We start from the raw sequence: 12,192 nt of genomic DNA on the forward strand, positions 1-12,192 counted from the left end.
GTCTCGTGGCTGATTCTGAGAGAGTCTGACGTTCGATATGCTTCCGTCCGGTTATGGCGCTCTTGAGATCCTCATCGTCGACGACATCGCGAACACCCGCCAGATTCTGCGGGCGATTCTGCGTCACCTGGGCTTTGCCCGCGTCACCGAGGCGGGCGGCACGACCGAGGCGCTGGCGCTCATCAAGGAAATCGGCCCCGATCTGGTCTTCACCGATTGGGACATGCCGGGGGCCAGCGGCCTTGACCTGATCCGCATCGTCCGCAGCCATCCCGAATCGCCCGACCCGACCTTGCCGATCGTCCTGCTGACCGCGCATGGCGACCGCCAATATGTGAAGGCGGGCCGCGACGCCGGGGCGACCGATTTCCTGGTCAAGCCCTTGGCCCCGGCGCGCATCCGTGACCGAATTTTGGACGTGGTCAGTCGTCCGCGCGGCTTCGTGTCCGCCCCTGGCTACAAGGGGCCGGACCGGCGGCGGCTGGACCGGCCCGTGGCGCAGGATCGCCGCTCGCCCGAGGCGCCGGCCCCCGACGTGATCCTGTTGCCGCCCGATGGTCTGCTGATGGCCAAGGTGTCGGGCGACGAGATGGCGGTCAAGCGCGCCCAGCAAAGCCGGGTGTCGATTCTGCGGACGCTGGCGGCGGCGCAGCAGAATCGCGCGACGTCCGGGATGATCGCCGCCGCCAACGCCGCCGCCGTCCGCGACGATCTGGACCGGCTGGTCAGCGAGGCGTTGAGCGCGCTGGACCGTTGCGCCGACGCCCTGGCGCGCATGGGCGAGCCGTTGGAACGGTTCCGGCGCGGCGCGCTGGACCAGATGCCGTCGTCGGCGGGGCGGGTCATCGGATCCCTGCAACGGCTGATCGCCGACCCGGCGCGCGTCATGGGCGATCCGGGAATCATCCGTCTGCATTTGTTGGCCATCCGCGCCATGCTGCGCGTCGGCGCCGATCCGGGGGCCGAACGGACGGCCACCGAACTGGCCAGCCAGATCGAGGCGCTGACTCAACGCCGGTCCGACTGAGGGGCCGGTCCGACTGAGTCGTTGGTTGGACGACGAGGCCGGTCGCTGCGGCGGAGCGTCGCAGACCATTTCCTTAGCCCTATCCTAAAGCGCGCTTTAGATCATTAAAGTTGACTTTGCGGACTGTCCATGGCGGAATCGTCGGCGTGGGGAGGGCGTTCATGACCGACAAGAACCGGGTGTACGGCGTCACGGAGTTGGCGGCGGAGTTCGATCTGACGCCGCAGGCGCTGCGCTTTTACGAGGAAAAAGGGCTGCTGTCGCCGCAACGGGCGGGCGGGCGACGGGTTTTCACCTACCGCGACCGGGCGCGTCTGATCCTGATCCTGAAATTCCGCCGCGTCGGTTTTTCGCTGGAGCAGATCGCCGAGTATCTCGCCCATTACCGTTCTGGTCGGCCCAGCGCCCGGCAATACCGCGACGGGCTGACGAAAATCCGCGACCGGCTGGCCGCCCTGGAGCGTATGCAGACGGAAATCGCCGAGATCGTCGGCGAATTGAAGGCGATGGAACTGGATGCCGAAGGGCGTCTGGCCGCCTGCGAACCGGCGCTGGCCGCCGACTGAACGTGTGACGACACACAACGAACCGAAACAAATCAAAGAACTGGGAGAGAAACCGATGCTGCGTGGATTGATGATGGGTGTGCCGCTTTTGGTGACGACGGCGTTGCGTCACGCCGCGCTGTACCACGCCGACACGGAAATCGTGTCGCGCACCACCGAGGGGCCGATCCATCGCTACAGCTACGCCGACGCCTGGGCGCGCGCGCAAAAACTGGCCCACGCGCTGGCGAAGCTGGGGCTGGAGCCGGGCGACCGCGTCGGCACGCTGGCCTGGAACGGCTATCGCCATCTGGAATGCTATTACGCCATCGGCGGTTCCGGCATGGTCTGCCACACCATCAACCCGCGCTTGTTCCCCGAACAGATCGCCTACATCGTCAACCACGCGCAAGACCGCGTGCTGTTCACCGACCTGACCTTCATCCCGTTGCTGGAGGGGTTGGCCGAGCATCTGACCGGGGTGAAGGCCATCGTCGTCATGACCGACGCCGCCCACATGCCGACCTCCAGCCTGCCCAACCTTTTGTGTTACGAGGATCTGCTGGCCGACCAGCCCGACCATTTCGATTGGCCGGAGCTGGACGAAAACACCGCGTGCAGCATGTGCTACACCTCCGGCACCACCGGCCACCCCAAGGGGGTGATGTACAGCCACCGTTCGGCCATCCTGCACGCGCTGGCGGCCTGCCTGCCCGACGTGTTCGATTTGTCGGCGTCCGACGTCGTGCTGCCCGTGGTGCCGATGTTCCACGTCAACGCCTGGGGCATTCCCTACGCCGCGCCGATGGTGGGGGCCAAGCTGGTGCTTCCCGGCGCCAAGCTGGACGGGGCCAGCCTGCATGAGCTGTTCGTGAGCGAGGGCGTGACCAACACCGCCGGGGTGCCGACCGTCTGGCTGGCGCTGCTGAACTGGCTGGACGCCAACAAGAAGGGCCTGGGGATTCTGCGCCGGGTCGCCATCGGCGGCTCCGCCTGCCCACCGATCATGATCCAGCGCTTCAAGGAGCATGGGGTCGAGGTTCTGCACGCTTGGGGCATGACGGAAACCAGCCCGCTCGGCCTCGCCAACATGCCCAAGGCCAAGCACGCGGGACAAAGCGCCGACGACGCGCTGGCGCTGGCCTCCAAGCAGGGCCGCCCGATCTGCGGCATCGAGTTCCGCGTCCTGGACAGCAACGGAAACGACGTGCCGCGCGACGGCAAAAGCTTTGGCCGGTTGCTGGTGCGCGGTTCCTGGGTCTGCTCGTCCTATTTCGGCCTGGATTCCAGCCCGGCGCACGAAACCGTCCCCGGCTGGTTCGAGACGGGCGACGTGGTGACGATGGACGCCGACGGCTATGTGCAGATCGTCGACCGCACCAAGGACGTCATCAAGTCGGGCGGCGAGTGGATCAGCTCGATCGATCTGGAAAACATCGCCGTTGGCCACCCCGCCGTGCAGGAGGCCGCCGCCGTCGCCATTCCCGACGAGAAATGGGGCGAGCGCCCGCTGCTGGTCGTCGTGGTGAAGGAGGGGGCCAGCCTGACCAAAGAGGAACTGTTGGCGGTCTTCGACGGCAAAATCGCCAAATGGTCCATCCCCAACGACGTCCGCTTTGTCGAGGCGCTGCCGCACACCGCCACCGGCAAGCTGTTGAAAAGCAGCATCCGCGACATGGTGACGACCCCGCCCGCCGCGTGATGACGTCCGCCGAATGATCCAGCAGCGGGGAGTCGTCCGGTCAGACGGTTCCCCGCTCGGTCATCCAATCGGTTTGATTGGCTTGATCGGTTGTTGGGGCGGCGGTGTTGCGCAGGATCAAGATGGTCTGGTCGTCGTCCATCGCCGTCCCATCGCGCAGCAGGACGGCGGCGGCCAGGGTCGGATCCACGCTGTGCAAGTTGCGCTCGATGAACAGAACCGGCAGGCGGACGCAGCCATCGCTGTGCAAGATGACGTGATCGCCCGCCGTCCACAAAAGATGAACGCAGGCGGGAATTTGTGGGTTGTAACCAACCATGGCCCAGCGCGCGGCCAGCGACGTCACCTTGCGGTCACGGATGACCGCCCCGGCGACGGTGCCCAGCGCGGTGTAATCCACAGCCTCTCCGCTTATTCGCAACACCGCCACGGTGCCGGTCGGCGTGTCGGCGATGTCGCGCCGGATGGCGCCCACCACCATTTGCGGCGACAAGCCGGGGGTGGTCGCGGCGGCCACCGCTTCGACGCGGCGGGCGCTGGCGCTGGCGCCCGGTATCCCATCGATGACCAGAGCCACGCCGTTGTTGGGGTTGTCGCAACGGAAAAACCATCCATCGCCGCAGGCGTCGGCCCCAAGCCGGGCGACCATCACCGCCCCAACGTCAACCACAGATCCGGGGGATGGCGCGGCGGCGCCATCCATCCGCCAGACTCGCGCCAAATGGGCGCTGCCGACGGAGGGGGTGGTGTGGGTTGCGAACTGGCTGGCTTGGGCCTGAACCACCGCCAGCGCGGCGGCGCCAGGGTCGTCGTCGGCGGAATCGGCGGGCGGGTTTCGGTCGAAGGTGAGACACTCCACCCCTTCGGCGCCCCAGCGGCGCATCAAAAACGTGGCTCCGCCCGTCAAACGGCTGGCGCGCTCACCCAGCGCCGACACCACAACGTCCAGACGTTGGCGGTCGATGTCGGTGAGCCGCCCCTCCGCCAAGGTCATCGCCAAACGTCGCGCCGTGATGATGTCGTCGGTCGACGCGACATCAAAACGATGATGGCAATGCCTGGGCAACATAAGAACGCTCCACTGAACGCGGTGTGGGATCGACGCGCGGGAGTGTAAGGCCAGCGGCGGCACTAACCCAAGCGTTAGCCTGCCATATGGACAACAACCCTAGCATCACCCCGTTTTCACGCCCAATGTCTCGCTTGAGGGATGGATCAGGGGGCGGCCATTTCGACCAAAGCGGGCATCATGGGGATCGACCGGGGAATGCTGTGCGCGCGCAGCATCTCCGCCGCTTCCCAGAGTCGGCCCAGACCAACGATCGACCGGCAGCCGGTTTTCTCCATGATGCGGGCGCGGTGGACTTCCACCGTCTTGATGCTGATGCCCAGATCCCAGGCGATGGTCTTGCTTTGCTTGCCTTCGACGATCAGGCGCAGAACCTCGGCCTCGCGGCGGCTCAGCAGCGTCAGACGGCGGACGGCGTCGCGGCCCCGGTCGCGCTGTTGGGCATAGGGGCTTTCGGTCGTCAGGCAGGCGCGGACCCGATCCAGGAAGGTCGGCGTGGCGAAGGGGTGCGCCAGGCAATCGGTGGCCCCCGCCTTCATGGCGCTGACGGCGGCGTCGACGTCGCCATGGTCGGTGATGACGAGGACCGGCAGATCATGACCGTGCAGCCCGGCTTCAGCGATCAATTCCTGAGCGGTCATGTCCGGCAATTCGTTGCGCACGACCAGACAGGTCGAGCCGGTTCCCAAGACGGACAGCGCGTCCGCCCCGGTGCTGTGAACGCGGCAAGCGATGCCGACGGCCCCCAAAGCGCGCGCCAAGGTGCTGCGCAGCAGCAGGTCGCCATCAACGATATGAACAAGGCAAGCGGTTTGCGTGAACATCAGAACGGTCCTCCACCAGACAGATCCAAAACCGATGTTGGCGCCGGTTTTGATTGCTTGATGATCCGCTGTCTCCACGAACCACCATCTTGAAACCCAGTGTAGCGGCGATGGCCTGCATATTTCTGCATGCACGAGGGATAGCGGAGCGGGCAAATGGGATACTGGGGATAGTATCCGGGGAAACAGTCGGCAGAAGATTGGAGAGCGCGGGATAGCGGAAAGGCGACCATAAATCGCAGGCGTTGAAAAACCAGCGGTTACTGTCGCGTGAATTGGTGGTGGTCACGGCGAATAAAAGAACGCTTCTTCCGTTGGGATGTTTTTAGCGGCAAAGATCCGCAGGATATTGCAGAGCAAAAGAAATTTTTGCGCACGGCGCGCATCATAAAATGTCGCTGACATTGATTGGTTGGCTTCGCCCCGACTCGGATGACGAATCGTCTCAGGAGGGCGTGGATTCGACCCACGCGCGCCACAGATCCCGATAGGCCGCTTCCAGATGGTGGGCGAAACGCGGCCCGTCGCACAAGGCGGACGCCGCCATCCGGCCCCGCAACCCCGCGCGCAAGGCCGCCAACGCGGCGCGGTCCTGCGTCAACCCGGCGGCGATGTCCAGATAGGCGTCGGCGTTGGCGGCGATGAGTTCGGGAAGCCCGGCGGCGGTGAGGTGGGCCACGGAATGGCGAGCGCAAAAGCGGTCTCCTCCGCCCAGCGTCACCACCGGAACGCCCATCCACAGGGCTTCCAGCGTGGTCAGCCCGCCGGAGTAGGGGAAGGGATCCAGCGCCACGTCGATGCGGTTGTACCAGCCGGGCAGATCGGCGTGCCGGGCGGCTCCCGACAATTCCACCCGCGTCGGATCGCCGCCCAACCCGACGATGGCGGCCAACAGCTTGGTCCGCACGCCCGCGTCGTCGAACTGGTGGGTTTTCAGCAACAGCCTTGCCGTCGGCAGGCGGTTCAGCAGGCGCACCCACAGGGCCAGGGTTGGTTCCGACAGTTTGGTCCGGTTGTTGAAACAGCCGAAGGTGACAGGACCACTGCCTTCGGAGGGCAGCGGCCCAACGGCGGGAGCGTCTTCCCGTGGCAAAACGCACACGTAATCGTCGGGCAGGCGGACCACGCGTTCGACCACGCTGGCGTCGCTGCCGGGCGGCATCTGGCGCGGGCAGGCGATCAGCGCGTCCATCGCCGACAGGCCGGTGGTGCCGACGTAACCGGCCCAGGTGGCTTGGACCGGAGCGGGTTTGCGGGCGAACAGGGGCAGCCGGTTGTTGGCGGTGTGCCCGGCCAGATCGACCAGGATGTCGATTCCGTCCGCCGCGATCAGCGCCGCCGCCGCCGCGTCGTCCAGACCATGGATCGAGCGCCAGCGGTCAGCCCCGGCGATCAGGCGGCGGGTCATGCCGTCTTCGCGCGGTTTGGCGTTGTAACAAAAAATCTCCACCGCCGCGCGGTCGTGGGCGGGCAGCAGCGGGGCCAGGAAGTAACCAATGGGGTGATAGCCGAAATCGGCGGAGACGTAGCCGACGCGCAAACGTCGCTCCGGGTCGGGCGCGTTGGGGTGGCGCCAGCCCGCGCGCGGGGCGCGGGGGCGACCATGCCGGTCGTCCCACAGCCGGTGTTCGGCCAGCAGGGCGGCGGCCGTCACTTTTGGGCTGTATTGCAAAGACAGCAGCAGGTTGGAATGCAGGTCGGCGCGGTCGGGAGCCGCCGCGACGGCGCGGCGGTTGTCGGCGATGGCCGTGTCGAGGTCCCCCAGATCCTGACGGACCACCGCCCGGTTGACCAGCCCGCCGACCAAAGCGGGGTCGAGCGCCAGGGCGCGGTTGCAGGCGTCCAAACCAGCGGAGATCCGCCCGGCCCGCCGCAGCATCGCCCCGCGATAGGCCCAGCCGTCGGCGTCCAGCGGCGTCAGCCGCAGCGCCCGCGCCATCAGCGCCGCCGCGTCGCCCGGCTGGTCCAAACTTTCGCAGACCAGCGCCAGATTGTTGAGAACCGCCGCAGAGTCGGGGGCCAACGCGGCGGCGACCCGCGCCTCGACCATGGCCTGCTCGGGCTGGCCAAGGTCGCGCAGCGCCAGCGCCAGATTGATTCGTCCGCCGCCCAGATCAGGGTGCAGGACCACCGCCCGATGGAAGGCGTCGCGCGCGTCGCGCGACCGACCGATGCGGCGGGCGAGCAAGCCGCGCGCGTTCCACGCCTCCGCGTCGGCGGGGGTCAAGGCCAGCAGGCGGCGCACATGCGCGTCGGCCAGAACGGGGCGATCCGCGCGCAGTCGGGCCAAAGCGGCGTGCAGATCAGGGGAGTCGGGCCGCAGCCGCAAGCTCCAGCTTTTCAAGCGCTCGGCGGCGGCGGTCTCCCCAACACGCAGCCGACAGCGCGCCAAGCCGGTCAACACCGAGGCGAAGGCCGGATCCAGCGCCAACGCGCGGGCGAAACCCGCCATCGCCCGTTCGGCGTCGCCCACCCGGTCGAGAGTCATGGCGAGGTTCGTTTGGGTCCGGGCGTCCAGCGGCGTCAGGCGCACGGCTTCGGTCAACGGTTCCACCGCTTCGGACGCGCGGCCCAACGCCCGCAAGACCAACCCGAGATTGTTCCAAGCTTCGGCGTGGGTGGAGGCGTGGGCCAGCAAAGCGCGGTAGGCGACGGCGGATTCCTCGCGTCGCCCGACGGCGTCCAAGCAAGCGGCCAGCCCGAATCCGGCGTCCACCCGCTGCGGCGCGAGCGCCAACGCCCCCTGATAGGCGTCGATGGCCTCGGCGGTTCGCCCCAGCGCGCGCAGGGCGTTGGCGAGGTTGACATGGTGATCGGGGGCCGCCGGGCCATGCCGCACGGCCAACCGCAGCAGCGCCGCCGCGTCGGTCAAGCGCCCGGTCTGCGCGCACAGCACGCCATGCAGGTGGAGGGCGTCGGCGTTCTCCGGGTCCACCTCCAGAATCCGGCCATAGAGCGTGTCGGCCTCCACCACCCGCCCGGCGAGATGATGGTCGAGCGCCAGCGCCAGGGCTTCGCGAATCGTGGCCATGCTTTATCCTCGCGGCAAAAAGCGCGCCCGGTCCAGGCTGTGGCGGGCCATTTTTTCGTTCAGGGTGCGGCGGGGGATGTCCAAAAGATCCATCACCGCCTTGATGTCGCCCCGGCAGCGGTCGAGCGCCTGTTCGATCACCCGCTTTTCAAAGGCGTCCATTTGATCGGACAGCGCGCGGGCCGCCGCCCCGTCGCCGCCGACCCCGCCGACTGGACGGCGGCGCAGCAGCGTGGCGACGCTCGACCGACCAACCGACAGGACATGGCGTTCGGCGAGGTTGCGAAGCTCGCGCACGTTGCCCGGCCAGTCATGCGCCTGAAGAGCGTCCACATCGTCGGCGTCCAGCGGGCGCGGGTCGCGGATGTGGTGGGCGGCGCTGTCGGCGACGAAGGCGTCGAACAGCAGGGGGATGTCCTCGGCCCGCGCCCGCAGCGGCGGGATGTGCAGTTCGGCGACGTTCAGCCGGTAATAGAGGTCGGCGCGGAACCGCCCTTCCTCGCTGAGGTCGAGCAAGTCCACCTTGGTCGCGGCGATCAGGCGGAGATCGACGGGCAGCGGCTTGTTGGATCCCAGCCGTTCGACCGTCCGTTCCTGCAAGGCGCGCAGCATCTTGACTTGCAGGGCCAGCGGCATGCTTTCGATTTCATCAAGGAACAGGCTGCCGCCGCTGGAATGCTCCAACTTGCCCGCGCGGCGCTGGGTGGCGCCGGTGAAGGCGCCCGGCTCATGGCCGAACAGCTCGCTTTCCGCCATGCTGTCGGGAATCGCCCCGCAATTGACCGCGACGAAGGCGCCCTTGGCGGCGCGCGGGCCGAAATCATGCAGGCAGCGGGCGACCAGTTCCTTGCCCGCGCCGGTTTCGCCGTGAATCAGCACGCTGGCGCTGGTGGCGGCCAGATCCAGCACCTCCCGCCGCAGATCGTCCATGGCGCGGGAGACGCCGATCAGCCGGGCCTCGATCCCCGCCGCGCCGCCGATCCGACGGCGCAGACCCCGGTTGTCGAGCACGAGGCGGCGCTTTTCGCAGGCCCGCCGGATGACGGCGACCAGATGATCAGGGGCGAAGGGCTTTTCGATGAAGTCGTAGGCGCCGCGCCGCATCGCCTCCACCGCCAGGGTCACGTCGCCATGGCCGGTGACGAGGATCACCGGCAGGTCGGCGTCGCGCTCCAGCGCGCGGGCCAGCACGGCCATGCCGTCCATGCGCGGCATCTTCACGTCGGTGACGAGGATGCCGGGAAAATCCGGCGACAGCCGGTCGAGCGCGCGCTCGGGCGTCTCAAACCTCTCCGCCGCGAATCCGGCCAACTGGAGCCATTGCGTGACCGACACGCGCATCGCCAGCTCGTCGTCGATGAACAGGACGGGGGTGGGCGTGGTCATGGCGGGGAAACCTCCTTGGCGTCCGGCAGGCGGATGACGAAGCAGGCGCCGCCGTCGGGGTTGTTTTCCGCCCGCAGGCCGCCGCCAAAGTCGCGGACGATTCCATAGGACAGCGACAGCCCCAGGCCAAGCCCCTGGCCAACCTCCTTGGTGGTGAAAAAGGGGTCGAACAGGCGGAACTGGTCGGCGTCGGCGATGCCGGTTCCCCGGTCGCGGATGCGGATTTCCCACGCCGCCGCGCCGTTGTCCGTGACTGGGGCGGCGGACAGGCTCAGGCGGCGGTCGTCCGCGTCGGCCATGGCGTCGGCGGCGTTGCGCAGCAGATTGACGAAGACCTGCTCCAACCGCACCGCGTCGCCGCGCACCAGGGCGTCGGGCGGGATCTCGATGTCCAGCGCGATGTCCTCCTCGCGCAGGCGGGGGGCCAGCAGGGTCAGCGCGTGGTTCATCGCGCGGGCGACCGACACCGCTTCGACCCGCGCCGGACCCTTGCGGGCGAAATCCTTCAAATGGCCGGAGATCACCGCCATCCGTTCGGCCAGATCGCCGATCATGGCGAGGTTGCTTTGCACCAGCGCGGCCTCCCCGCGTTCGGCCAGAATACGGGTGGAGGCGACGAAGGTGCGGATCGCCGCCAGCGGTTGGTTGATCTCGTGCGCCAAGGCCGCCGACATCTGGCCCAAGGCGGCCAGCTTGCCCGCCTGCACCAGTTCCTCCTGCGCCTCGCGCAGCACGCGGTTGGCGGCGACCAGTTCGGCGGTGCGCTCGGCCACCCGGCGTTCCAGCAGGGCGTGCGTTTCGCGTTGCAGGCGCAGGGTTTGTCGCCGTTGCTGCCCCAGCGCCGCGCCGGTCGCCAGCAGCAGAACGGCCAGCGCCGCCAGCAGGGCGGCGGCGTTGGCCTGCGTCCGAACCGGCTCCAAATCGGACAGGAAGCGGATGGTCCAGCCGAATTCGGGCAGGGCGCGATCTTGCATCAGATAGGCATGACGTTGGCCGTCCGGATTGGGCGTGGAGTCCGGCGCGGGCAGGCTGACCAACTGGGCGCCGCCGCCCATCAGGGGGCCTTCGCGGAGACCCAGCGCGTCCAGCGCGCTGCGGTCATACTGGCGGGTTTCGGCCAGCCGGGCGCGCACTTCGGCGGGCAGGGGGCGCAGGGCGCGGTATTTCCAAGCGGCGTGGCTGGCCAAAAAGACAACGCCGTTGTCGTCGGTGACGAGCACCCGTTCGCCGCCCGCCGCCCAATCCCGCTGCACCGGCTCCAGATCAATCTTGACCACAGCCAACCCGATCACCCCTTGGTCGGTTTGGGCGGCGTGGGACAGGAAATAACCGGGCTGGCCCGTCGTCACGCCGATGCCGAAATAGCGCCCGCTGCCGGTTTCCATCGCCTGCCGGAAATAGGGGCGGAAGTTGTAACGCTGGCCGACGAAGCTTTGCGCCGGGTCGCGCCAATTGCTCGACGCCAGCGCCAAGCCGCCGCCGTCCACGACGTAGAGCGCGGCGGATCCGGCGGTGGCGTTCGCCTCTTCCAACCGGCGGTTGACGACATCGCGCTGGGCGTCCGACGGCGCGGCCAGCAGGGCCAGAACATCATGGTCGCGGGTGGTCAGGGCGGGCAGGTAATCATACCGCCCGACCGCGTTGCGGATGCTGCTGGCGTAAAGGCCCAAGCGCTGCTCGCCATTGACGATCAAGTCGTCAAGCGCCAGCGCCTCCGCCCAGCGATGGGCGCCCCAGGCGGCCAACCCGGTGACGACGACCAGCGCCAGGGCGAGCGGGCCGACGTTGCGGCGACGGCGGTTGATGGCGGGGCGGGGCGGTTGGGGCATGCCCTCTTTCCTAGGGTTCCGGGCGGGGCGCTGTCCAGCGCCGTCGCGCATCGGGACTCTGCGTCACTTTCATGACGGGGCAAAGCCCGCTATGGTCCCGTCCGCAACGGGTTGCTGAGGGGATTTCGCCATGGACGCCGTTTCCATCCGCGCCGCTTACCGGCGTTACGCCGGTTTTTATGACCGCGTGTTCGGAACCTTGCTGGCCTCGGGCCGTCACGCCGCCGTGGCGTGGCTCAATCGGCGCGGCGGTTTGCGCATTCTGGAGGTTGGCGTTGGCACCGGCCTGTCGCTGTCGGATTACCGCAAGGACAACCGCGTCGTCGGCATCGATTTGTCCACCGACATGCTGAAGGTCGCGCAAGAGCGGGTGGCGCGGGAAAATTTGGCCCATGTCGAAGGGCTGCTGGAGATGGACGCGGGCAAACTGGCCTTCGCCGACGGCAGTTTCGACGTGGTGGTCGCCATGTATGTGATGACCGTGGTGCCCGACCCGCAAGGCACGATGGCGGAGTTGGAGCGCGTCTGCAAACCCGGCGGCGATATCGTCATCGTCAATCATTTCGCCGCCCCCCGGCCCGGCATCCGCCGCACGGTGGAAAACTGGTTGGCGCCCTTGTCGAAGAAGCTGGGCTGGCGGCCCGATTTCACGTTGGAGTCGCTGCTTCAGGGATCCCCCTTGGCGGTGCAGAGCGTCGAGACGGTGCCGCCCTTTGGCCTGTTCAGCCTGCTGCATTGCCGTCGCCAAGGGGCCTGACGGCTTCACCTGTTGTGGTAGG

Annotated in this window: 9 protein-coding genes; 4 read left to right on the plus strand and 5 right to left on the minus strand. The window is 67.7% G+C overall.

What is annotated here, in order from left to right; all coding sequences use genetic code 11:
• Positions 1-37: 37 nt before the first annotated feature.
• The 3 genes from D3877_RS13795 to D3877_RS13805 all read left to right on the plus strand — a co-directional run bounded on the left by D3877_RS13795 (position 38) and on the right by D3877_RS13805 (position 3,274).
• A complete protein-coding gene (locus tag D3877_RS13795; protein WP_119831357.1) occupies positions 38-1,027 on the plus strand; it encodes a response regulator in 990 nt (329 codons plus the stop codon).
• A gap of 161 nt (positions 1,028-1,188) precedes the next feature.
• Positions 1,189-1,593: a MerR family transcriptional regulator gene (locus D3877_RS13800; protein ID WP_119831358.1), complete on the plus strand. Its 405-nt coding sequence runs from the start codon at positions 1,189-1,191 to the stop codon at positions 1,591-1,593.
• Between the two features lie 55 nt (positions 1,594-1,648).
• Entirely contained in the window at positions 1,649-3,274 is a 1,626-nt protein-coding gene (locus D3877_RS13805) for a 3-(methylthio)propionyl-CoA ligase (RefSeq protein WP_119831359.1), read from the plus strand.
• 40 nt (positions 3,275-3,314) lie between these two features.
• Here D3877_RS13805 and D3877_RS13810 read toward each other — a convergent pair whose 3' ends face one another.
• From D3877_RS13810 to D3877_RS13830, 5 genes are all read right to left on the minus strand, one after another.
• Positions 3,315-4,343 (minus strand): hypothetical protein, encoded by a 1,029-nt coding sequence (locus tag D3877_RS13810; RefSeq protein WP_119831360.1) that lies wholly within the window; start codon positions 4,341-4,343, stop codon positions 3,315-3,317.
• 146 nt (positions 4,344-4,489) lie between these two features.
• On the minus strand, positions 4,490-5,167 hold the full coding sequence (locus D3877_RS13815; RefSeq protein WP_119832441.1) for a response regulator transcription factor: 678 nt from the start codon (positions 5,165-5,167) through the stop codon (positions 4,490-4,492).
• A 445-nt stretch (positions 5,168-5,612) separates the two neighbouring features.
• The gene (locus D3877_RS13820) at positions 5,613-8,198 is read right to left on the minus strand and encodes a tetratricopeptide repeat protein (protein WP_119831361.1); all 2,586 of its coding nucleotides are present in this window, start codon (positions 8,196-8,198) and stop codon (positions 5,613-5,615) included.
• Between the two features lie 3 nt (positions 8,199-8,201).
• Positions 8,202-9,584 carry a sigma-54-dependent transcriptional regulator gene (locus D3877_RS13825; RefSeq protein ID WP_119831362.1) on the minus strand — a complete coding sequence of 461 codons (1,383 nt, stop codon included), beginning with the start codon at positions 9,582-9,584 and terminating at the stop codon, positions 8,202-8,204.
• On the minus strand, positions 9,581-11,413 hold the full coding sequence (locus D3877_RS13830; protein ID WP_119831363.1) for a sensor histidine kinase: 1,833 nt from the start codon (positions 11,411-11,413) through the stop codon (positions 9,581-9,583). The genes D3877_RS13825 and D3877_RS13830 overlap by 4 nt, the downstream gene beginning before the upstream one ends.
• Before the next feature lie 130 nt (positions 11,414-11,543).
• On the opposite strand from D3877_RS13830, the gene D3877_RS13835 reads away from it, so the two are divergent.
• The gene (locus D3877_RS13835) at positions 11,544-12,170 is read left to right on the plus strand and encodes a class I SAM-dependent methyltransferase (protein ID WP_119831364.1); all 627 of its coding nucleotides are present in this window, start codon (positions 11,544-11,546) and stop codon (positions 12,168-12,170) included.
• The last annotated feature ends 22 nt before the right edge of the window (positions 12,171-12,192 follow it).

The sequence above is a fragment of the Azospirillum cavernae genome (assembly GCF_003590795.1).
GTDB classification, from domain to species: domain Bacteria; phylum Pseudomonadota; class Alphaproteobacteria; order Azospirillales; family Azospirillaceae; genus Azospirillum; species Azospirillum cavernae.

Bases quoted from the DNA above. Each gene is read 5' to 3' on its own strand.
- D3877_RS13795 (WP_119831357.1), top strand. From the start codon at position 38: ATGCTTCCGTCCGGTTATGGCGCTCTTGAGATCCTCATCGTCGACGAC.
- D3877_RS13800 (WP_119831358.1), top strand. From the start codon at position 1,189: ATGACCGACAAGAACCGGGTGTACGGCGTCACGGAGTTGGCGGCGGAG.
- D3877_RS13805 (WP_119831359.1), top strand. From the start codon at position 1,649: ATGCTGCGTGGATTGATGATGGGTGTGCCGCTTTTGGTGACGACGGCG.
- D3877_RS13810 (WP_119831360.1), bottom strand. From the start codon at position 4,343: ATGTTGCCCAGGCATTGCCATCATCGTTTTGATGTCGCGTCGACCGAC.
- D3877_RS13815 (WP_119832441.1), bottom strand. From the start codon at position 5,167: ATGTTCACGCAAACCGCTTGCCTTGTTCATATCGTTGATGGCGACCTG.
- D3877_RS13820 (WP_119831361.1), bottom strand. From the start codon at position 8,198: ATGGCCACGATTCGCGAAGCCCTGGCGCTGGCGCTCGACCATCATCTC.
- D3877_RS13825 (WP_119831362.1), bottom strand. From the start codon at position 9,584: ATGACCACGCCCACCCCCGTCCTGTTCATCGACGACGAGCTGGCGATG.
- D3877_RS13830 (WP_119831363.1), bottom strand. From the start codon at position 11,413: ATGCCCCAACCGCCCCGCCCCGCCATCAACCGCCGTCGCCGCAACGTC.
- D3877_RS13835 (WP_119831364.1), top strand. From the start codon at position 11,544: ATGGACGCCGTTTCCATCCGCGCCGCTTACCGGCGTTACGCCGGTTTT.